The organism is Aquipseudomonas guryensis (assembly GCF_014164785.1).
Lineage (GTDB): Bacteria > Pseudomonadota > Gammaproteobacteria > Pseudomonadales > Pseudomonadaceae > Aquipseudomonas > Aquipseudomonas guryensis.
This window is the reverse complement of the sequence record NZ_JACJFN010000002.1, coordinates 685,394-706,394: the sequence shown is the minus strand read 5'-3', so window position 1 is coordinate 706,394 and position 21,001 is coordinate 685,394. Positions and strand designations below refer to the sequence as shown.

Genomic DNA, 21,001 nt, shown 5'->3' with positions numbered 1-21,001 from the left:
CCCTCCCTGAAAGCTTCTGCCCCCATCATGGCCATATTGCCGTTGCTGTTGTGAGCAGCAAGTGGCCAATGGTCGCACGCTTACTTTAACTAACGTGGCTCCTGCGCCAAGGCAGCACGCGACGCAGCTGGCGCAACGCGGTGCGCAACTCATCAGGTGCACTGGGCTGGCCGGCATAGCGCTGCGCCTCATAGATCCGCGCAAAGGCCTGGATGGCCTCGGCCTGGACCGGCAGCTCCCGCGCCGCACGATGGGCAAAAGCGCGCATGCCTTCGCCGCGCTGGCGAACCACGGCGTGGCGCGCCAAGGCCCGCTCAAAGCCACGCAGCAAACGCTGTTGTGGATCGCTTTCGCGGCGCCAGGGTTTGAACAGCCAGAGCGCTACCAGCCCCAGTAGCACCCCGCCGCCACCCACCAGAGCCAGGGCCAGACGCTGCCAGTCGAGAGTACCGAACCAGCGTTGCAGCAGGCTCAGCTGCTGCTCTCCGCGATAACCGAGCACCCAGCGTTGCCAGCCGTAGTTGATGTTGTCCCAGGTCAGGCGCAGGTTGTTCAGCCAGCCGATATCGCGATAGCGCAACAACGACAGAGGCGACTCTTCGAGAAAGCTCTGTTCCTCGGCGAGAGCCTGTTCCAGGCCCAGTTCGATACGTTCGGGGGCCACCTGAAAGGTCGGATCGACGCTGATCCAGCCCTTGCCGTCCTGCCAGTATTCGACCCAGGCATGGGCATCGAACTGGCGCACCGACAGGTAATTGCCGGCCGGATTCAGCTCGCCGCCTTGGTAACCAGCCACCACCCGCGCCGGAATGCCGGCCGCGCGCAGGACGAAGGTCATGGCCCCGGCGTAATGGGCACAGAAGCCCTGGCGCGTGCGAAAGAGAAACTCGTCGATGCTGTCGGCGCCCACCGGTGGCGGCTTCAGGGTGTAGCCATAGGGCTCGCGGTTGAAATGCTGCAACAAGGCCGCCACTAGCGCCGCGTCCTTGTCGTACTTGCTCCGCAGCTGATCGGCCCAGGCACGGCTGCGCGGATCGCCCTGAGCGGGCAGCTGCAGGGCGCGTCGAGCCACTCCAGGTGGGAGTTCTGCCTGGCGCAGCGCCTGCGGCCAGGAGCTGACCTGATAGAGCAGGTTCTGCACCACCGGCTGGCGATTCTCCAGGCGGAAATCGTTCATCTGGCGCACACCGTCCTGGTTGCTCAGGCCGACATCCAGGGCGAACAACCACGGCTTGCCAGTGGGCTGCATGACGATGCTGTAGTCCAGCACCGGGCCTTGCTTGCGCCAGTCGGCAGCGCCGCTCTGTTTAGCCCCCTCCGACTGCGACCAACGCCGGCCATCGAAGTGCTCCAGGGTCAGCGCGCGCCAGTACAGCTCACTGCGTTCGGGTATCGAACTGCTGAAACTGGCGCGGAAGGCCAGCGCATCGGAACGGCTGAGCTCGGCAATATCAGCCGGCGCCATGCTGTCGGACAGGCCGGTAAAGGACTTGTTCGGATTGGGCAGGCTCCACAGCGGGCCCAGGCGCGGGAAGAACACGAACAGCAGCAGCATCAGCGGCAGCGCCTGCAATTGCAGGGTAACGGCCAGCTTCAGGGTGGCCCGCGGCTGCACCGCTACCCCGCTCTGCTGCAGACCGATCAGCGCCGCCAGCAAGGCGGTCACCGGCAACAGGCTGTACAGCGCGGCGAGCAGGCTGTCATCGAACAGGTAGGCCGTCACCACCACGAAGAAGCCGAGGAAGATCAGCACCATGGCATCGCGCCGGCTGCGCATTTCCAGCAGTTTGAGGATGAAGGTCGCTACCAGCAGCAGGACGCCGGCATCCAGGCCGATCAGACTGCCGCGTGAGAGGAACACCCCGGCGGCCGTGGCCAGCAGCAGGCCGACCCGCACCAGGGTACTGGGGTAGGTGGCGCGCATGCGGAACACCTGGACCCGCCAGCCGGCGCAGAACAGCCACAGGCCGATGATCCACGCCGGCAGGTGCAACAGGTGCGGCAGGATCACCAGCACCTGGGCCACCAGCAGCCAGGTCAGGGCAATCCGTGGAATCGGCTGGATGCTGCTCATGCGGCCACCCCGTACAGTGCCAGGGCGCGCAGGCAGGCCTCGCGGTGCGCGTCGCCATAGTCCGGTGCCAGCTCGCTACCGGGCAGGCGCAGACCGTAGGGCTGCTGACGATCGTCGAGCTGCAGCACCCAGTGGCAGAGCAGCGACAGGCGCGCTTCCGGGTCGCCGCCAATGGCCAGGAAGTCCAGCCACAGGTCGCGCCCAGCCAAGGCAGCGAAATCCTTGACCAGCAGACCCTGGCCGCGGGAATAGGCTTTCCAGTGCAGACGGCGCTTGGAGTCGCCGGGCTGGTAGGTTTTCAGCCCCTGGTAATCATCGGCGCCCTGCCCGCTGGCGCGAGAACCTTCATCTTCCTCGTCCTGACCGGCACCGGCGGCCAGGGGCAGATCGCCCTCCAGCGGCTTTGGATAAACCAGCACCGCCTGGTCCAGGTCGACCCAGCTCCAGGCCACCAGCAGGCCCAGCGGAAAGCGGCTTTCCACCCGCAGGCGTCCGGGGCGCAACCAGCCTCGGCGGGTTGCCGGCAGGCTCAGCTCGCACTCGCGCTGGCCGTTCTCCGGCACATCAAGGGTCTGCAGCTCGCCCTGGGGCCAGCCCAGACCGACGGCATGGTGCGGGCTGCCAACGCTCTCCAGGCGCACGCGAAAGCGCGCCTGCTCGCCGACGAACACCGCACCGCTGCTGCCGGCCTTGAGCACCAGCCCGGTGAAATTGCGGTAGGTGTGCAGGATCGCGACGATGAACACCGCCGCAAGGACGAAGGTCAGGCCATAGGCCAGGCTGTTCTCGTAGTTGATCGCGGCCAGCAGCATGAGGAACAGCACCAGGCCGAATGCCGCGCCGACCCGGTTGGGCATGATGAAGATGCGCCGCTGGTTGAGCTGCACCTGGGCCGCCGGCGGAATGCGCCGGGCCACCCAGTTGCGCCAGCGCGCCTGGCCGCGTTCGCGCAGGGTCAAACCGCCGGCACCTCGCGCAGCAGCCACTGCACCAGCGAGCCACCACCATGCCCGGCCGGATCGGCGCGCTCGCGCAAGCGGTGGCCGACCACCGAAGGCAGCACGGCCTGCACATCTTCCGGAATCACGTACTCGCGGTTGGCCAGGAAGGCCCAGGCCCGCGCCGCCGATAACAGCGCCAGGCTGGCCCGTGGCGACAGCCCCCAGGCGAACTGCGGCTCGCTGCGCGTGGCCTCGACCAGGCGCAGCACGTAGTCGACCAGCGCATCGCTGGCACGCACCTGGGGAATCAGCGCCTGGATGGCCGCCAGTTCGGCATGGTCGAGCAGCGGTTCCAGCTTCGGCAGCAAGTCGCGACGCGCCTCGCCCAGCAACAGGGCCTTTTCCGCAGCCCTGGCCGGATAACCCAGGGACAGACGCATGAGAAAGCGATCGAGCTGCGATTCCGGCAAGGCAAAGGTGCCGCCCTGGCTGACCGGGTTCTGCGTGGCGATGACGAAGAAGGGTTCCGGCAACGGGCGCGTGGCGCCTTCGATGGTCACCTGGCCCTCCTCCATGGCCTCCAGCAGCGCGCTCTGGCTTTTTGGCGTGGCGCGGTTGATCTCGTCGGCCAACACCAGCTCGGCAAAGATCGGCCCAGGGTGAAAAGTGAACTGGCCACTGTCCTTGTCGAACACAGAGGTGCCGAGGATGTCACCGGGCAACAGGTCGGAGGTGAACTGGATGCGTTGATAGCTCAGGCCGAGGATGCGGGCCAGGGCCTGGCTGAGGGTGGTCTTGCCCATACCCGGCAGGTCTTCGATCAGCAAGTGCCCGCGTGCCAGCAGGCAGGTCAGCGCCAGGCGCACCTGGGGTTCCTTGCCCAGCAGAATCTGGTTCACAGCATGCAGTACGGCATCCAGCTTGGTGCGCATCGATCACTCCTTCTAGTCAGACGCCGATGCTACTGCGCTGTCAGGCCCTGGCATAGGCCGTAGTAATTTTTGCTCACGAACTTCTGAGCATTGTGTTGATCCAGACCAAGGCCCACTCAACCTGCTGCACCTAACCTGTGAGCCTACCTCCGCAAAGGATGCGCGCCATGCAGATGCCCACACAGCCAGACTGGCACGCCCACACGGGCGAGGAAACGCTGCAGCAACTGCGGGTCAGCCAAGCGGGCCTGAGCAATGCCGAAGCCAGCGAGCGGCTGCGGCAACACGGCCCCAACCGGCTACACCAGCGTCAGGGCCCCAGCGCGCTGAAACGCCTGGCCCTGCAGTTCCATAACCTGTTGATCTACGTGTTGCTCGCCTCCTGCGTGGTCACCGTATTCCTCGGCGAGTGGCTGGACAGCGCCGTGATCCTCGGTGTGGTGCTGATCAATGCCGTGATCGGTTTCATCCAGGAAGGCAAGGCCGAACAGGCCATGCGCGCCATCCAGAAAATGCTCACCCTGGAGGCGCGGGTACGCCGTGACGGCCAGACGCAGAGCGTGCCCGCCGAACAACTGGTGCCGGGTGATCTGGTGCTGCTGGAAGCGGGTGACCGGGTACCGGCAGACCTGCGCCTGCTTGATACCCGCGACCTGCGCATCGAAGAAGCGGCGCTGACCGGTGAATCAGTGCCGGCCGACAAACAGTCCGCCGCCGTTGCCGCCAATGCCAGCCTGGGTGACCGCCACTGCATGGCCTACTCCGGTACGCTGGTCAGCACGGGCAGCGCCAGCGGCCTGGTGGTAGCCACGGCAGGCAATACCGAGCTGGGCCGCATCAATAACATGCTGAGTGCGGTGGAAAGCCTGCAGACACCACTGCTGGCGGACATGGCACGCTTCGCCAAGCACCTGACCCTGGTCATCCTCGGCCTGGCCGTACTGACCTTCGCCTTTGGGACCCTGCTACGCGGCTATAGCGCCGAAGATATGTTGCTGGCGGCTGTCGGCCTGGCCGTAGCGGCGATTCCCGAAGGTCTACCGGCGGTGCTGACCATCATCCTCGCCCTCGGCGTACAGCGCATGGCAAAGCGCCAAGCCATCGTGCGCCGCCTGCCGGCGGTGGAAAGCCTGGGGGCCGTCACAGTGATCTGCTCCGACAAAACCGGCACCCTGACGCGCAACGAAATGACCGTGCAGCAGGTATTTACCGCTGCCCACCGCTACCGGATCGACGGGATCGGCTACGCCCCGCAGGGCAGCGTGCACTGCGACGATGATCAGCTGTGCGATCTGGCCAGCGCCGACGACCTGCGCGAGCTGGCCCGCGCCGGGCTGCTGGCCAACAGCGCCACGCTGTGCCTGAGCGACGCGCAGTGGTGCATCAGCGGCGACCCCACTGAAGCGGCGCTGCTGACCCTGGCCGGCAAGCTCAGCCTGCGTCATGAGCATGAAGACGCGCGCCTACCGCGGGTCGATGCCATTCCCTTCAGCTCCGAACGGCGTTGCCTGGCCAGCCTGCACCACGACCACAGCGGCCATGCCCTGATCTACCTGGTTGGCGCCCCGGAGCGGCTGCTGGAAGTATGCAATCGCCAATGGCGTGAAGGTTCATCGGAGCCCATTGATCCGCGCTACTGGCACCGGATGCTGGGCGAAGGTGCCAGCCAGGGACTACGCATGCTCGGGCTGGCCCTGCGTCCCCTGCCCACCTCGCCGAACCAGCTGACCTACGAGGACCTGGAAGGCGATTTCATCCTGCTCGGCCTGGTCGGCATGATCGATCCACCGCGCGAGGAAGCCATACAGGCCATTGCTGAATGCCACAGTGCGGGCATCGCCGTGAAGATGATCACCGGAGACCACGCCGCAACGGCAGCAGCCATCGCAGAACGCCTGGGGCTGGGTCGTCACGCACCGCTGACCGGGGCGGAAATCGATGGCCTCGACGATGCCCAGCTAGATGCCCGCCTGGCCACCACGGCAGTGTTTGCCCGTACCGACCCCAGCCATAAGCTACGCCTGGTCGAACGCCTGCAAGCCTGCGGGGCACGGGTGGCAATGACCGGCGACGGAGTCAACGACGCGCCCGCACTAAAGCGCGCCGACATCGGTATCGCCATGGGCATCAAGGGCACCGAGGCCGCCAAGGAGGCGGCGCAGATGGTTCTGGCTGACGACAACTTCGCCACCATCGCCCACGCCGTGGAGGAAGGCCGCACGGTCTACGACAACCTGAAGAAATCCATCCTCTTCATTCTGCCCACCAACGGTGGCCAGGCGCTAGTGCTGCTGGTTGCCCTCGCCCTCGGGCTCACCCTGCCGATCACGCCGCTGCAGATTCTTTGGGTGAACATGGTCACTGCGGTAACCCTGGCCTTGGCGCTGGCCTTCGAGCCCGCCGAACAGGACCTGATGCTGCGGCCGCCGCGCGATCCCCGCGAACCGTTGCTGTCCGTGGCGCTGTTGTGGAAAGTTGGTTTCGTTTCGCTGCTGCTGACCCTAGCCAGCCTGGGCCTGTTCCTTGCGGCCCAGTACTGGGGCTGGAGCCTGGAAGCCAGCCGCAGCCTGGCCGTCAACGCGTTGGTGGCCGGCGAGATCGGCTATCTGTTCAGTAGTCGCCGGCTGCACGGCCCGGCACGCTTCAGCCTGCGTGACAACCCGATGGTCTGGGGCATGGTCGCGACCATCATGCTGCTGCAGCTGGCGTTCACCCAGTGGGCGCCCCTACAGGCATTGTTCGGCACGGCCTCCCTGAGTATCGCCGGCTGGGGACTCTGCCTGGCGATGGCGCCGGCCTGCTGCGCACTGGTTGAGCTGGAGAAATACCTGCTGCGCCGCTTGGCTAACTCGGGCGCTGCAGGCTGAACACATCGCGGGTCCGGCAATACTGGCTGCCGCCCAGGCGGCCGACCAGGTCCAGGCGCTGCGCATCGATCCGCCCCTGCTCGTTGAGCACGGCGTCATCAATATGTGCCAGCAGGACCTCGACGAAGATCAGGTGACAGTTGGGTGAGGTCCGCGGGAACGGCTGTACTTCCAGCAGGCGGCACTCGAATGTCACTGCCGCGCCAGCTACCCGGGGTGGCCGTACCAGCGTCGAAGACACGCTGGCAATGCCGCAGTGGGCGAACTCGCTGATGCCGTGGGGCAAGTGAGCGGCGCTGGCATTCATGGCCTCGGCCTGGGCGAAGGACACCAGCTGGATCACCATTTCGCCGGTGTCCTTTACGTTGCGCAGGGTGTCCTTGAGGCTGCCATCGTCACGCGAACCGACATTGATCATCAGGCTAGGCGGATCATCGCTGATCACCTGAAAGAAACTGAACGGCGCCAGGTTGCTGATACCCTCGCGCGACTGCGTAGAAACCCAGGCTATCGGTCGCGGAGTAACCGTGGAGGCCAGCCAACGGTAGGCCTCCAGTGCACTCAAACTTCTAAAATCGAGCTGCATGCCACCCTCACTCAACGGCCGGCACGCGACTCACGGATATAGAAACGCGCTTTCTGCGCCTTGGCCGCACAGCCTTCGAAGGCTTCGAACTGCTGCTGGGTCTTGGCCCCGGTTAGCAGCGACAACGCCTTGGAGTAGCTGACCGTACCGGCAAAGCCTTCAGCCTTGGCAATATCCAGCTCGCGCCAGGCGGCATCCAGCTGGTTGGCGCAGCTGTCGCGATAAGCTGTCTTGCTCGCACCGGCACAGCCACTGACGAGGATGACGAGCAGTGTCAGCAAGGTGAAATTCTTCATGGGGTAAGGCTCCTGAACAGCGGATTCTTGTATGGGATGCCGTAAGCGGCGAGAAGTGCCCGAGCTTTGCTTTTGCCAAGGTGCCGCCTGAACCAGCAGAGGCTTCCAATGCTGGCTGCGTTGCAGGCAAATTCTAGCAAAGCGCTCCTTGGCGCAAGGTAGCACCAAGGGTATGGTCAGGGCATGTATGGGGGAAATGTAAATGAGCAAAAAAGTAGCCCTGGTTCTCGGCTCAGGGGGCGCACGCGGTTATGCGCATATCGGCGTGATCGAGGAGCTGGAGGCCCGCGGCTATGAGATCGGCTGCATTGCCGGTTGTTCCATGGGCGCAGTGGTCGGCGGCATCTACGCTGCCGGTAAATTGCGCGAGTACCGCGAATGGACGGAAAGCCTGGATTACCTCGATGTGCTGCGCCTGCTCGATGTGAGCTTTCGTCTCGGCGCCATTCGTGGCGAAAAAGTCTTCGGCAAGATCCACGAAATGGTCGGTGAGATCGACATCGAGGACCTGGCCATCCCCTATACGGCAGTGGCAACCGACCTGACCAACCAGCAGGAAATCTGGTTTCAGGAAGGCTGCCTGCACAAGGCCATGCGCGCTTCTGCAGCCATTCCCAGCCTGTTCACCCCGGTCACCCAGGGTAATCGCATGCTGGTCGACGGAGGCCTGCTCAACCCGCTGCCGATCGTACCGGTGGTGGCCAGCCACTGCGACCTGATCGTGGCGGTCAACCTCAACTCGCTCAACCAGAAGCAGTACCACCTGCCGGTGATCGAACGGCCGGCGGCGATCAAGGGGCGCATCGACCACTTGATGGGCTCGCTCAGCGCCCGCCTGCCCTTTCTCAAGCGTGACAGTGACGAGGAAGAGGACGGCGATGTGGCCGTCGAGGTCAATCCCTGGCTGGAAAGCCGCCCCAGCAAGTCCAAAGCACTGATGGAAGAAGCCGCACCGAAATCGGCCAATAGCTCCCGCGTGCTGGGCAACGTCGGTCCCGCGTCGCTGCTGGAACTGGTCAACCAGAGTTTCGAGGCCATGCAGTCGTCGCTGACCCAGTACAAGATCGCCGGCTACCCGCCGGATATCCTGATCAACGTGCCCAAGCGCGTGTGCCGCTTCTTCGAGTTCCACAAGGCTCCGGAACTGATCATGCTCGGCCGGCAGATCGCCAGCGATACCCTCGACAAGTACGAGCGCGACCATCCGTAGCGTTTCGTAGGGTCGGAAACCGCGCAGGCTTCGCTAAGCGGGTTCCCCCCACCCTACAGCTCGCGCAGCCGATAGCCGACGCCGGCCTCGGTGAGAATGAAGCGCGGCGCCGCTGGGTCGTCGCCGAGCTTCTGCCGCAAATGACCAACCACCACGCGCAGGTAGTGACTGTCCTCGACATGGGTGGGGCCCCAGATGTCCTTGAGCAGTTGCTGCTGGGTCACCACGCGGCCGAGGTGGCGGGCAAGCATGGCCAGTACTGCGTATTCCTTGCGGGTCAGGGCGACTTCCACAGCATCCAGGGTCACTCGCCGATAGGCGAAATCCAGGCTCAGCGGCCCGCTGCTGACCACCGCCTCCTGCTGCTCACCCGCGCCGGCCTGGCGCAGCAGTACACGCACCCGAGCGAGAAACTCTTGAATGCCAAAAGGCTTGGTCACGTAATCATTGGCGCCGCCGTCCAGGGCCAGGACCTTCTCGCCTTCGCTGGCGCGTACCGAGAGCACCAGCACCGGCACCTGTGACCACTCACGCAGTTCGCGCAGCACCTGCTGGCCGTCCATGTCCGGCAGGCCGAGGTCGAGCACCACCAGGTCCGGCTTACCCAGCGCGGCCTGGGCCAGGCCCTCGCTGCCATTGGCACCCTCCAGCACCTTGTAGCCCTGGGCGGTGAGGCTGATACGCAGAAACTTGCGGATCTGCGCTTCGTCATCGATCACCAGGATGGTCGAGGGATTGCTGGTCATGCGGACTCATCTTCTGGCAAGGGTTGCGGCTGCAGCGGCAAGTGCAGGGTCAGGCTGGCGCCACGGCCATCCAGGCCATCGCCGACAGTGACGCGGCCGCCATGGGCGCCGAGCATGCCCTGGCAGATTGCCAGGCCCAGGCCGGTGCCCTGGCCGCCGCGATCACCACGCGCCGCGGTATAGAACATATCGAAGATCTTCTCCCGCTCGTGCTCGGGAATACCCGGGCCTTGATCGCTGACGACGAAACGCAGCTCGGCACCATCCGCCTCCACTGCTACGCGCAGACGGCCCTGGCTCGGCGAGAAGCGCGCCGCATTCTCCAGCACATTGACCAGCGCCTGTTCGATCAGCGCGGCATGCACATAGAGCAGCGGCAACTCGGCAGGCAGCGCGGTCTCGACCTGCAGCGGCGCCAGCACCGGGCGCAGGCGTTGCAGGGCGCTGGCGACGATATCGACCGGCGCCACCCAGTCGCGCGACAGCTTCAGGGCGCCATGCCCGAGGCGGGTCATGTCCAGCAGGTTCTGGATATAGCGGTCGAGCCGTTCGGCTTCGTCACGGGTGCCTTCCAGCAGCTCGCGGCGATCGGCCAGGGGAATCTGTTCCCCCAACGCCAGCAGGCTGTCGATGGAGCCGCGCATGGCGGTCAGCGGCGTACGCAGGTCATGGGACACCGAGGCCAGCAGCGCGCTGCGCAACTCTTCGGTTTGCCCATGCAGACGAGCGGCCTCCAGGTCTTCGGCCAGCTGCGCCCGCTCCAGGGCCTGGGTCAGCGGCTGGCCCAGCGCGGCGAGCAGGCGGCGCTGCTCCGGCGGCAACGCGCTGCCATCCTTGGGGCAGACCCCCAGCAAGGCCAGCGGTCCCTCCTCGCCCGATAACGGCCACCACCACCAGCGCCCGCCCGGCAAGGTGCCGGTGCCCAGACCGGCCGGCTGGTCGTGCTGCCATGACCAGTCGGCAGCGGCACGCTCCTGTTCGGCGAGCAGGCGCTGGGCGCCGGCTTCGACTTTCCACACGCCGTCTGTGCTGCGTGCCAGCAGGCTGACTTCCACTTCCGGCCACAGGGCGAACTGCTGCATCGCCGCTGCCAGCACAGCCTGGCGGTCGGTGGCGGCGGTCAGCTTGCGCGACAGTTCGAGCAGCGCGGTAGTTTCCGCCTGGGTCTGGCGCAAGGCCTGCAACTGACGGCGCTGGCGGGTGGCCAGGTTACCGGTGAGGGCTGCCATCAGCAGGAAGAACAGCAGGGTCAGCACATCCTCCTGGCGTTCGATGGTCAGGGTGAAGGTCGGCGGAATGAACAGGAAGTTGTAGGTCAGGAACGACAACCCGGCACAGGCCAGCGCCGGACCCAGGCTGCTGCGCACCGCCACCACCAGCACGGCAGCGAGGAAGATCAGGGAGATATTCGGCAGTTCCAGCACCTGGGAAAGCCCCAGGGCAATACCCGCGGCGCCAGCTGTGGCTAGCAACGCCAGCAGATAGTCACGCCAGACCAGCGGCTGACTGACCCGCGGCATTGGCGGGGCCTGGTCGACCTCGGTATCCAGCACGCTTATTTCCAGGCCCACGCCCAGACTGAGCAAGCGTTCGGCCAAGCCTAGACCGAAGCGCCAGCGGCGACGCAGGCGAGCGCGACTGCGACCGACCAGGATCAGGCTGGCACGGCGCTCGCGGGCATGTTCGAGCAGGGTATCGGCCACCGAGTTACCGCGCAGACTGACCACCTCGCCCCCCAGGCGCTCGGCCAGTTGCTGGGCGGCCTGCAGATTAGCCAGGCGGGTTTCGTCACGCTCGCCGCCGGTGTCCACATGCACCACCGACCAGGGCAGATGACGGCGTTCGGCAACCCGGCTGGCATGCCGCACCAGGCGCTCGGCCTGGGCATCGCCATCGATGCCGAGCAGCAGGCGGCCGCGCACGGTCGGCGCTTCCTGGCCCTGCAGGCGATAACGCCGGTTGAGGTCGGCATCCACCCGCGCCGCAGCAGTCTGCATGGCCAGTTCGCGCAGGGCGGTGAGATTGGTCTGGCTGAAGAAGGCGTCGATGGCAGCGCGTGCCTGTTCCGGCACGTACACCTTGCCCTCGCGCAGGCGCTCGAGCAACTCGCGCGGCGGCAGGTCGATCAGCAGGATCTCGTCAGCTTCCTGCAACACCCAGTCCGGCAGGGTTTCGCGCACCTGCACGCCAGTGATGTCGCGCACCTGATCATTCAGCGCCTCCAGATGCTGCACGTTGACCGTGGTGTAGACGTCGATACCGGCTTCGAGCAGCTCCTGCACGTCCTGCCAGCGTTTGCTGTGGCGGCTGCCGGGGGCATTGCTGTGGGCCAGTTCGTCGACCAGCACCAGCTTCGGTGGGTTGGCGAGGATACCGTCGAGGTCCATCTCGTTCAGCGCCACGCCACGGTATTCCAGATGGCGCTGCGTTTGCTGCGGCAGGCCGGCGAGCATGGCTTCGGTTTCTGCGCGGCCGTGGGTTTCCACCACCCCGACGCGCAGGTCGACGCCCTGGCGCAGTTGCGCCTGCGCCGCCTGCAGCATGGCGAAGGTCTTGCCCACGCCGGGCGCCGCGCCGAGGAAGACTTTCAGCCGGCCACGCCCCTCGCGGGGCATATCGGCCAGCAAGGCATCGGCGCGCTGGGTGTCACTCATGGAGTGGTCTCATGGAAAGCGATGGCGCGATTGTCGGCCAGGGCCAGGTTGAGCGCCAGTACGTTGACCACAGCCGGCCCCACCAGCGGTTGTTCCACATGTTGCTCGACCAGGCGCTCCAGGCTGTCCGCCGGAATGCCACGCGCCTCGGCGATACGGGCAATCTGGAAGCGCGCTGCCGCCGGCGACAGGTGCGGGTCGAGGCCGCTGGCGGAGGTAGTTACCAGTTGCATGGGTACAGGGCCCTGCCCTTCCCTCGCCAGACGTTGGGCATCCTTGCCGATGCGTTCGGCCAGCGCCGGGTTGCTCGGTGCGAGGTTGCTCGCACCGCTGGATACGGTGGCGAAAGCGGCAGCCGACGGGCGCGGCTGGAACCACTCGACACCTTCGAAGTTCTGCGCCAGCAGAGCGCTGCCACGCACGGCACCCTTGCCGTCGAGCACCAGGCTGCCGTTGGCCTGTTCGGGGAACGCCAGTTGCGCCACGCCGGTAACGGCCAGCGGATAAGCGACACCGGTAATCAGGGTCATAAAGGCCAGCACACTGAGGGCTGGGCGGATTTGCTTGAGCATGATGGATCTCCAGATTCTGTGTAGCCCGGATTGCATCCGGGCTACGGACTCATCTTGCAGGGTGGGAAGCGCTGTACGCTTGCCACCCTGCTCTCGGTTAAACCAGCCCGACGGCCACCAGCAGCACATCGATCAGCTTGATCCCTACAAAGGGCGCCAGCAGGCCGCCCAGGCCGTAGATCAGCAGATTGCGGCGCAGCAGGCTGGCGGCATCGGCGGCCTGCACCCGCACCCCGCGTAGGGCCAGCGGAATCAGCGCGACGATGATCAGCGCGTTGAACACGATGGCCGAGAGAATCGCGCTCTGCGGGCTGTGCAGCTGCATCAGGTTGAGCGCCCCCAGCTGCGGGTAGATGCCGGCGAACAGCGCCGGGAGGATGGCGAAGTACTTGGCCACGTCGTTGGCTACCGAGAAGGTGGTCAGCGCGCCACGGGTCACCAGCAGCTCCTTGCCCACCTGCACCACGTCGAGCAGCTTGGTCGGGTCGGAGTCGAGGTCGACCAGGTTGGCGGCCTCGCGGGCGGCCTGGGTACCGTCATTCATCGCCAGGCCAACGTCGGCCTGGGCCAGCGCCGGCGCGTCGTTGGCACCGTCGCCACACATGGCGACCATCTTGCCTTCGGCCTGTTCGGAGCGGATGCGTTGCAGCTTCTTCTCCGGGGTGGCTTCGGCGATCAGGTCATCCACACCCGCTTCGGCGGCAATCGCAGCGGCGGTCAGCGGGTTGTCACCGGTGACCATCACGGTGCGGATGCCCATGGCGCGCAGTTCGGCGAAACGCTCGCGGATGCCCGGCTTGACCACGTCTTTGAGGTGAATGGCGCCCAGCAGGCGTGCATCACCAGCCACCAGCAGCGGCGTACCACCGCTCTGGGCGATCTTCTCGATCTCGCGGGCCAGCGGTGCCGGCACTTCATCGCGGCTCATGCCCAGGTAATTGAGCACCGCATCCACCGCACCCTTGCGGTAGCTGTGGCCATTCCAGTCGGCTCCGGACAGACGCGTCTCGGCACTGAAGGCAATCGATTTGATCGCACTGCGCTCCGGCTCCTGCATCGGGCTCAAAGCGCGCAGGTACTCGACGATCGACTTGCCCTCGGCGGTGTCGTCGGCCAGCGAAGCCAGCAGCCCAGCTTCCGTCAGATCCTTGCCGGATACGCCAGGCGCCTTGATCATCGCGCTGCAACGACGGTTACCGAAGGTGATGGTGCCGGTCTTGTCCAGCAACAGCACATGCACATCACCGGCGGCTTCCACCGCACGGCCGGACTTGGCGATCACATTGAGGCGCACCAGGCGGTCCATGCCAGCGATGCCGATGGCCGAGAGCAGGCCGCCGATGGTGGTCGGAATCAGGGTCACCAGCAGCGCCACCAGATACACCAGCGGCAGGTCGCCACCGGCATAGCGGGCAAATGGCTGCAGGGTAGCCACCACCAACAGGAAGATCAGGGTCAGGCCGATCAGCAGGATATCCAGCGCCACTTCGTTGGGCGTCTTCTGCCGCTTGGCGCCTTCGACCAGGGCGATCATCCGGTCCAGGGTCGACTCGCCCGGGTTGGCGGTGATCTTTACCAGTAGCCAGTCGGAGACGACGCGGGTATTGCCGGTCACCGCCGAGCGGTCACCACCGGACTCGCGGATCACCGGCGCGGACTCACCGGTGATGGCCGCTTCGTTGACCGCGGCGATGCCTTCGATGACTTCGCCGTCGCCGGGGATCAGCTCGCCGGCTTCGACGCGGACGATATCGCCGCTACGCAAGCTGCTGGCCGCCACGGTCTCGAACTGCTGACCACTCTTGCGCCGCGCATTCAGGCCCTGGCTACCGGCCTTGAGGCTGTCGGCGCGGGCCTTGCCACGGCCTTCGGCCAGCGCCTCGGCGAAGTTGGCGAACAGCACGGTGAACCACAACCACAGGGCGATCTGCACGGCCAGGCCGGTAGAAACCTGTGGGTTGGGGATAAAGCACAGCACGGTGGTCACCACGGCAGTCAGTTCGACCACCAGCATCACCGGAGAGCGCAGCAGTTGGCGCGGATCGAGCTTGACGAAAGCCTGGCGCAGCGCCGGCTGCCACAGCGCGGCGAGGGAGGTTTTCGGCTGTTGTTTGGCGTCTTTCAGCGCCTGTTTATGTGGTTCGGTACGGGCATTCATCATGGTTCTCCCTTAGAAGCCCTGGAACAGGGTCAGGTGCTCGGCAATCGGGCCCAGGGCCAGTGCCGGCAGGAAGGTCAGGCCGCCAACCAGCAGAATGGTCAGGGTCAGCAGGGTGACGAACAGCGGGCCATGGGTCGGGAAGCTGTTGCTGCCCACCGGTGCGCGCTTCTTCGCCGCCAGGCTGCCAGCGATGGCGAGGATCGGCAGGATGTAGCCGAAGCGACCGATCAGCATGGCCAGGCCGATCATCAGGTTGTGGTACGGCGTATTGGCGCCGAAGCCACCGAACGCCGATCCGTTGTTGGCCGCGCCGGAGGTGTAGTTGTAAAGAATCTGGCTGAAACCGTGGGCACCTGGGTTGCTCACCGAGGCAGCCGGGCCCGGCAGGCTGGCGGCCAGGGCGCCGAGTACTAGCACACCGACCGGCATCACCAGCAGGGTGGCCACCAGCAGGCGGACTTCGCGGGCTTCCAGCTTCTTACCGAGGTATTCCGGGGTACGGCCGATCATCAGGCCGGCGAGGAATACCGCGATCAGGACGAACAGCAACATGCCGTAGAGCCCTGCGCCCACGCCGCCGAAGATCACCTCACCGAGCATCATGTTGAACATTGGGATCATCCCGCCCAGTGCACTGAAGCTGTCGTGCATGGCGTTGACCGAGCCGTTGGAGGCCGCCGTGGTAGTCACCGCCCACAACGCCGAGGCCGTGGTGCCGAAGCGGCTTTCCTTGCCCTCCAAAGAGCCGCCCTGCTCAATCGGCAACGCACTCAGCGCCGGGTTCGGCTGATGCTCGGCATACAGGGTGCCGCCCAGGCCGATGCTGAACAGAATCAGCATGCAGGCCAGCAGCGCCCGGCTCTGGCGCAGGTCCTTGACGTAGTGGCCGAAGGTGAACAGCAGCGCCACCGGAATCAGGATGATCGAGGCGGTCTCGAACAGGTTGCTCCAGGCCGTCGGGTTCTCGAACGGATGCGCCGAGTTGACGCCGAAGAAGCCACCACCGTTGGTGCCCAGCTGCTTGATGGCGATCTGGCTGGCAGCAGGACCCAGCGGTACGACCTGATCAGTACCAGTCAGGGTGTGCGCCGTCACGTATTCGAGGAAGGTCTGCGGCACCCCTTGCCACACCAGGAAAATCGCCAGCAGCAGACAGAACGGCAGCAAACCGTAGAGCGTGGCGCGAGTCAGGTCGACCCAAAAGTTGCCGACACTGTTGCTCGAACGACGGGCGATGCCGCGGCAGAACACCACCAGCACAGCCAGGCCGACCGCCGGGCTGACGAAGTTCTGTACACCGAGGCCGACCATCTGGCTGAAGTAGCTGAGTGCTGCCTCGCCGCTGTAGGCCTGCCAGTTGGTGTTGGTGACGAAGCTCACTGCGGTATTGAACGCCAGGGTCCACTCCAGGCCAGCGAAGCCCTGTGGATTAAGCGGCAGCATGCCTTGCAGCAGCAGGATGGAAAACAGCGCCAGCAGGCTGACCAGGGTGAAGGCCAGCAGCGCCAGGCTGTAGGTTTTCCAGTCCTGCTCGGCCTGGCTGTCGATGCCGGCCAGGCGATAACAAAGCCGCTCGACGGGTTCGAGCACGGGGCTCAGCAGGGTCCTCTGCCCTTCCATCACGCGGAACAGGTAGCGCCCGAGGAATGGTGCCGGCAGCAATACCAGCACGAAGAAGGCCAGGATCAGCCAGTAGTCTTGGACTTGCATGGCGCCTCCTAGCTACGCTCGGCGCGCAGCAGCGCAACCAGCAAATAAATAAAAAGTCCCACGGCCAGGCCGAGTGACACCCCGTCGAGAATGCTCATGTGTGTGCTCCTTGTTGCGGTGGTTACCGCTTGAGCGAATTTTCGGCAGGGAGGGCGTAAAGGAACGAGTGCCGAGCCCGTGGCGCGGCATAAAGAAAGCGTAAAGAAGTGCCTGGAACTGGCTGCGGCCGACTTGGGCAGGCCTTGAAAGGTTGTCGATACCAGCGTTGCTGGCCCCTGCGCGAAGCCAGGGCGGTTATGCGCAAGCAAACGACTTGAGCCGGTTCTCAAACAATGCGGCAGCTGTACCAGCGACTCGTCGAGCAATGGCGGGCAGCTGAATAGCTCGGCCAGAAACAGAACGGCCAACCGACCTGCGGCTGCAGGTGGGTTGGCCGTTGTTCAAGCGGCGGGCGACAAAGGTCACCCGACAGTGCTTATTGCTCGATCGAGGTTTCCTCGGCGGCACCTTCACTATCCATCAGTGCCGGGTCTTCGATGACCGGAGCCTCTTCCGACATATCGCCGCCCATGCCAGCCCCCAGGCCACCACCGGTGGCGAAGGCCATGGCGACGAACTCTTCGACGCTCATCTGCTTGCCGTTGAAGTTCACCTGATTGTTGGCGTAATGCAGGCTGGAAACGATGTTATCGCCTTCCATGGTGGCCAGTTCGGTGGCCACCGCCATGCCGCTGGCCATGTCGCTCATCATCGTGGCCTGCTGGGCAATGGCTTCTTTGTCGGTCTCGCCACCGATGGCCGCCTGCACACCCACCACGTCACCGATCATGGCCTTGGACACCAGCAGTTTGGCGTCCAGCTGAGCAATCAGCTGTTTGGCCAGTTCCGGTGCCGGCAGTTCAAAGGACTCGGGCTTGTTCAGGTCCAGTGCCAGGCTGAAGCTGCTTTCGCCGTTGGCGGTCTTGAACGAGAGTTTTTCCAGGGCCAGGCTCGGTTTGCCGGCCAGCAGCGTCTCGATGTCGGCCTTGAACAGTGCGGTTTGCTCTGCGCTCAACTCGGGCATGCCGGTTTCGCTGTCGACCTGGCCGGCCTGAAGCAGCTCGCCATACAGTTCGACCAGCGATTGCAGTGCCGTGGCATCGAGGTTCTTCACGCCCCAGATCATCTGCGAGCCGCCGATGTCGTTGCCCTGGTAGCTGATCATGCCGATGTCGTAGCTGTAGCGAGCGGACAGCTTGTTGTCGCTCTCGGTGGTTTCGTCACGCTGGACGAAATCCTTGAGCAGGATCGGCTGGCTGTCGCCCAGCAGCAGCTCGATGCTCTGCAGACGCACTTCGTTGTTGCCCAGGTAGAAATCGCTGCTGCCCTTGTGCGCTTCGCTGTCCAGGGTCAGGCCCTTGAACTGCAGGGTCATGTTCTGCGCGTTATCCAGCGTGGACGTGATCTTCAGGCTGTCCATCAGGCCATTGGCGCTGATTTCCTGGGCATCGGCGCTGCTGTCGAAGTCGATGTTGAGGCCGCTGAACTCGAGCGTGCTTTCTGCGTCCAGGGCGGCCTTGAGCGGCTGCAGTTGCAGGTTGCCGTCGAAGGAACGGTCATAGCCGAGGCTGACCTGGCCATTGAGCGGCGACACACCGTTGCTGGCGGCGAACCATTTTTCCAGTTCTGGGCTCTGTTCCAGCGCGTAGTTGCTGGTGGCCATGACCGGCATCAGCTTGAAGGCCTGCAGGCGCGACAGCGGGAACGGGCCGTGTTCGATGCGATCGGTGACCACCCACTCCAGGTTGCTCGGCGACTCGCCATCCAGCGAACCGGAGAACTTGACGCGGTAGCGCGCATTGCTGCTGAAGAACTGGCGCTCCAGCGACAGCAGCTCGATCGAGACGCTGATACCAACGGCAGGAAGGGTCTTGGCCATTTCCTCGTTGGCCTGCTTGATCGAGGTGTCGAGCAGCGCGGGAAGTTGTTGGCCGGTGTACCAGGCCCCAGCCGTGCCCAATGCCCCAATGGCCAGGATGACGCCTACCGCAATGCCTGCAGATTTTTTCATGGAATGACTCGCGATTGTCCGTTGTGTGGTGTTGTTCTTCCCTGCGCCCGCAAAGCCTCTAACGAGCTGTTGCGCGGGCTGAGGCGAGGCTGCTGCCCCGGCTTCAACTGCCTGAGGCAGCGACAAAGCGCTGCAAGGCTAACACCGGACAAAGCCTGCGACCAAGGCAGGGCTGGCAAGAAATTGCACAGGATGCCAACCCGGTCGAACAACCCGACAGGCCAGCAGACACAAGCAAACGCCGGTACTGCGGGATCAATCGCGGTTTTCTTCGCTGACCATGCTCACGGCCTGCACGGACTCCTTCGGCTCACGGCTGACCCAATCGCCAAGCAGACTGAAGGCCACGGCCAGCAGGGTCGGACCGAGGAACAGGCCCATGAAACCGAAGGCCAGAATGCCGCCGAACACACCGAGCAGTACCACCACCAGTGGCAGATTGCCGCCGCGGCTGATCAGGTAGGGTTTGAGGACGTTGTCCACGCCACTGATGACAAACATGCCCCAGAGACCGAGGAACACCGCGAAGCCGTACTCGCCCTGGCTGACCAGCCAGGCCGTGGCCGGGATCCAGACCAGCGGCGGACCCATGGGGATCAGGCTGAGCACAAAGGTGATAATGGCCAGTACCAGGGCGCCGGGCACCCCGGCGATATAGAAACCGATCAGCGCCAGCACGGCCTGCGCCGCCGCGGTGCCGATCACCCCGTTGACCACCCGCTGTACGGTGCCGGCCACCAGTTCCTGGTAATGCCCGGCACGCTCGCCGATCAGACGCTGCAGCATGCTTTGCACGAAGGCCGCCATACGCGGGCCGTCACGGTAGAAGAAAAACACCAGAATCAGGCTCAGCACCAGTTCGAGCATGCCCCCACCGACTTGTGCGCTGCGGGCCAGCAACCAGTTACCGACCTGGCCCAGATAAGGCCGGATCGCGGCGAACAGGGCCACGCCCTCCTCGTCGATACGGTTCCACAGCCCGACTAGGCGTTCGCCCACTAGCGGCAGGCCACCCAGCCAGCCCGGAGGATCCGGCAGGCCATCGACCTGAAAGCCTTTGAACAGCTCGGTCGCATCACGGACATGGTCGGCCAGGTTGAAGCCCAGCCAGACCAGCGGCACCGCTACCAGCACCATCCAGCAGGCGGTGAGAATGGCGGCCGCGGTGTTTTCCCGGCCATTCAGTGCTCGGGTCAACAAGCGCATCAGCGGCCAGCTGGCGAAGGCCAGCACGCCAGCCCAGAACAGCGCCGAGAAGAACGGTGCCAGTACCCAGGCGCAAGCGCCGAGCAACACCAGCAGGAGGATCTGTACCAGCAGGCGATCATTGTTAAGCATTGCAAAGGTCCTGCAAAAAGATCTCGATGGGCCGCCAGGCGACCCGACAGCACAGTATTCAGCGCAATTGTTGCAACAGCAGGCCATCACCTGTGGCAGTGCCAAGCTCCAGGCGGCTGGCACGCACGCCCTGCGCCTGCAGGGCCTGGCCCCATGCAGCGGCAGCCGGCCCGGACAATCTGACTCGCAGGGTGCTATCCAGGTTCAGGGTCCGCCCCAGCAATTCACTCCACACCTCATCCGGCGCGGCCAGATGCGGCAAGTCCAGCGCGCCATGTTCACGCAGTTGACGCAGCAGGGTCGCCGCAACCGGCAATACGACCGGCAGTGGCGTGCTGGCATCCAGTTGCTCGGCATGCAGATAACTACGCCGATTGCCGCGCGTAATCCCGTACAAGGCCAGCAGGCTGTCCTGCTGTGGCGGCGCCAGACGCAGCAGCAGATAGCTTTGGCGCTCCTCCGGGCCATACAACTTGGCATTATCGAAGATGTTGTTGGCCCAGAGGCTACTGGAGCCGCACTCACGGCCCTCGCACCAGTAAAGCAACTGGGCGCCCTGCTCGAGCAAGGCACGGCGCGCCGCCGCGAGGGCCTCGCGTGGCGGATGTTCGTCCGGCAAACGGTAGGTCAGTGCACGCAGGCGCCCTTCGACCAGCACTTCGCGTTCCAGACGCAGCTGGCTGCTGATGCGTTGCACCGCGCCCAGTGGGTAGCGTTTCTCCAGGCTGGCAACATCCTGGTAATCGACTATTTCGCTGCGTGGCAGGCGCGGCAGTACGTCGAGATCCTGACTGCCCGGCATATCGGCAGCCAGCGCAGAGCCACTCAGGCACAACAGGTAAAAGGAAAGTCTGGAAAGCATCC

General features: G+C 64.8%; 16 protein-coding genes. 2 read left to right on the top strand and 14 right to left on the bottom strand.

From position 1 onward, the window contains the following. Window positions 1-85: 85 nt before the first annotated feature. From H3H45_RS11030 to H3H45_RS11020, 3 genes are read right to left on the bottom strand one after another with little or no spacing between them, the layout of a single operon-like run. Window positions 86-2,074, bottom strand: a complete 1,989-nt coding sequence (locus H3H45_RS11030; protein WP_182833765.1) for a transglutaminase TgpA family protein — start codon at window positions 2,072-2,074, stop codon at window positions 86-88. Beyond that, on the bottom strand, window positions 2,071-3,027 hold the full coding sequence (locus H3H45_RS11025) for a DUF58 domain-containing protein (protein WP_235983664.1): 957 nt from the start codon (window positions 3,025-3,027) through the stop codon (window positions 2,071-2,073). Before H3H45_RS11025 ends, H3H45_RS11030 begins: the two co-directional genes overlap by 4 nt. 2 nt (window positions 3,028-3,029) lie before the next feature. Continuing rightward, the gene (locus tag H3H45_RS11020) at window positions 3,030-3,947 is read right to left on the bottom strand and encodes an AAA family ATPase (RefSeq protein ID WP_182833764.1); all 918 of its coding nucleotides are present in this window, start codon (window positions 3,945-3,947) and stop codon (window positions 3,030-3,032) included. A gap of 167 nt (window positions 3,948-4,114) precedes the next feature. On the opposite strand from H3H45_RS11020, the gene H3H45_RS11015 reads away from it, so the two are divergent. Continuing rightward, window positions 4,115-6,814 (top strand): HAD-IC family P-type ATPase, encoded by a 2,700-nt coding sequence (locus H3H45_RS11015; RefSeq protein WP_182833763.1) that lies wholly within the window; start codon window positions 4,115-4,117, stop codon window positions 6,812-6,814. Here H3H45_RS11015 and H3H45_RS11010 read toward each other — a convergent pair. Beyond that, window positions 6,792-7,400 (bottom strand): flavin reductase family protein, encoded by a 609-nt coding sequence (locus H3H45_RS11010; RefSeq protein ID WP_182833762.1) that lies wholly within the window; start codon window positions 7,398-7,400, stop codon window positions 6,792-6,794. The two genes, H3H45_RS11015 and H3H45_RS11010, sit on opposite strands and share 23 nt — an antisense overlap. An 11-nt stretch (window positions 7,401-7,411) precedes the next feature. Then, window positions 7,412-7,696, bottom strand: coding sequence for a hypothetical protein (locus H3H45_RS11005; RefSeq protein ID WP_182833761.1), 285 nt, complete (start codon window positions 7,694-7,696; stop codon window positions 7,412-7,414). 202 nt (window positions 7,697-7,898) lie between these two features. On the opposite strand from H3H45_RS11005, the gene H3H45_RS11000 reads away from it, so the two are divergent. Further along, window positions 7,899-8,906 carry a patatin-like phospholipase family protein gene (locus H3H45_RS11000; protein ID WP_182833760.1) on the top strand — a complete coding sequence of 336 codons (1,008 nt, stop codon included), beginning with the start codon at window positions 7,899-7,901 and terminating at the stop codon, window positions 8,904-8,906. Window positions 8,907-8,959: 53 nt separating this feature from the next. On the opposite strand, the gene H3H45_RS10995 is transcribed toward H3H45_RS11000, so the two are convergent. From H3H45_RS10995 to H3H45_RS10955, 9 genes are all read right to left on the bottom strand, one after another. Next, the gene (locus tag H3H45_RS10995; protein WP_182833759.1) at window positions 8,960-9,652 is read right to left on the bottom strand and encodes a response regulator; all 693 of its coding nucleotides are present in this window, start codon (window positions 9,650-9,652) and stop codon (window positions 8,960-8,962) included. Continuing rightward, window positions 9,649-12,306: a sensor histidine kinase gene (locus H3H45_RS10990; protein WP_182833758.1), complete on the bottom strand. Its 2,658-nt coding sequence runs from the start codon at window positions 12,304-12,306 to the stop codon at window positions 9,649-9,651. The genes H3H45_RS10995 and H3H45_RS10990 overlap by 4 nt, the downstream gene beginning before the upstream one ends. Next, entirely contained in the window at window positions 12,303-12,878 is a 576-nt protein-coding gene (gene kdpC / locus H3H45_RS10985) for a potassium-transporting ATPase subunit KdpC (RefSeq protein WP_182833757.1), read from the bottom strand. Before kdpC ends, H3H45_RS10990 begins: the two co-directional genes overlap by 4 nt. Window positions 12,879-12,975: 97 nt before the next feature. Then, window positions 12,976-15,036 carry a potassium-transporting ATPase subunit KdpB gene (gene kdpB / locus H3H45_RS10980; RefSeq protein ID WP_182833756.1) on the bottom strand — a complete coding sequence of 687 codons (2,061 nt, stop codon included), beginning with the start codon at window positions 15,034-15,036 and terminating at the stop codon, window positions 12,976-12,978. A gap of 12 nt (window positions 15,037-15,048) precedes the next feature. After that, entirely contained in the window at window positions 15,049-16,749 is a 1,701-nt protein-coding gene (gene kdpA / locus H3H45_RS10975; RefSeq protein WP_182833755.1) for a potassium-transporting ATPase subunit KdpA, read from the bottom strand. 8 nt (window positions 16,750-16,757) lie between these two features. After that, a complete protein-coding gene (gene kdpF, locus H3H45_RS10970) occupies window positions 16,758-16,847 on the bottom strand; it encodes a K(+)-transporting ATPase subunit F (protein WP_182833754.1) in 90 nt (29 codons plus the stop codon). Window positions 16,848-17,224: 377 nt separating this feature from the next. Continuing rightward, window positions 17,225-18,799, bottom strand: a complete 1,575-nt coding sequence (locus tag H3H45_RS10965; RefSeq protein ID WP_182833753.1) for a YdgA family protein — start codon at window positions 18,797-18,799, stop codon at window positions 17,225-17,227. 255 nt (window positions 18,800-19,054) lie between these two features. After that, window positions 19,055-20,137 (bottom strand): AI-2E family transporter, encoded by a 1,083-nt coding sequence (locus H3H45_RS10960; protein ID WP_182833752.1) that lies wholly within the window; start codon window positions 20,135-20,137, stop codon window positions 19,055-19,057. A gap of 58 nt (window positions 20,138-20,195) precedes the next feature. Then, a complete protein-coding gene (locus H3H45_RS10955; RefSeq protein ID WP_182833751.1) occupies window positions 20,196-20,999 on the bottom strand; it encodes a DUF4892 domain-containing protein in 804 nt (267 codons plus the stop codon). Window positions 21,000-21,001 lie beyond the last annotated feature (2 nt).

Bases quoted from the DNA above. Each gene is read 5' to 3' on its own strand.
- H3H45_RS10990 (WP_182833758.1), bottom strand. From the start codon at position 12,306: ATGAGTGACACCCAGCGCGCCGATGCCTTGCTGGCCGATATGCCCCGC.
- kdpB (WP_182833756.1), bottom strand. From the start codon at position 15,036: ATGAATGCCCGTACCGAACCACATAAACAGGCGCTGAAAGACGCCAAA.
- H3H45_RS10965 (WP_182833753.1), bottom strand. From the start codon at position 18,799: ATGAAAAAATCTGCAGGCATTGCGGTAGGCGTCATCCTGGCCATTGGG.
- H3H45_RS10960 (WP_182833752.1), bottom strand. From the start codon at position 20,137: ATGCTTAACAATGATCGCCTGCTGGTACAGATCCTCCTGCTGGTGTTG.
- H3H45_RS11000 (WP_182833760.1), top strand. From the start codon at position 7,899: ATGAGCAAAAAAGTAGCCCTGGTTCTCGGCTCAGGGGGCGCACGCGGT.
- H3H45_RS11020 (WP_182833764.1), bottom strand. From the start codon at position 3,947: ATGCGCACCAAGCTGGATGCCGTACTGCATGCTGTGAACCAGATTCTG.
- H3H45_RS10995 (WP_182833759.1), bottom strand. From the start codon at position 9,652: ATGACCAGCAATCCCTCGACCATCCTGGTGATCGATGACGAAGCGCAG.
- H3H45_RS11010 (WP_182833762.1), bottom strand. From the start codon at position 7,400: ATGCAGCTCGATTTTAGAAGTTTGAGTGCACTGGAGGCCTACCGTTGG.
- H3H45_RS10955 (WP_182833751.1), bottom strand. From the start codon at position 20,999: ATGCTTTCCAGACTTTCCTTTTACCTGTTGTGCCTGAGTGGCTCTGCG.
- kdpC (WP_182833757.1), bottom strand. From the start codon at position 12,878: ATGCTCAAGCAAATCCGCCCAGCCCTCAGTGTGCTGGCCTTTATGACC.
- kdpF (WP_182833754.1), bottom strand. From the start codon at position 16,847: ATGAGCATTCTCGACGGGGTGTCACTCGGCCTGGCCGTGGGACTTTTT.
- H3H45_RS11005 (WP_182833761.1), bottom strand. From the start codon at position 7,696: ATGAAGAATTTCACCTTGCTGACACTGCTCGTCATCCTCGTCAGTGGC.
- kdpA (WP_182833755.1), bottom strand. From the start codon at position 16,749: ATGCAAGTCCAAGACTACTGGCTGATCCTGGCCTTCTTCGTGCTGGTA.
- H3H45_RS11015 (WP_182833763.1), top strand. From the start codon at position 4,115: ATGCAGATGCCCACACAGCCAGACTGGCACGCCCACACGGGCGAGGAA.
- H3H45_RS11030 (WP_182833765.1), bottom strand. From the start codon at position 2,074: ATGAGCAGCATCCAGCCGATTCCACGGATTGCCCTGACCTGGCTGCTG.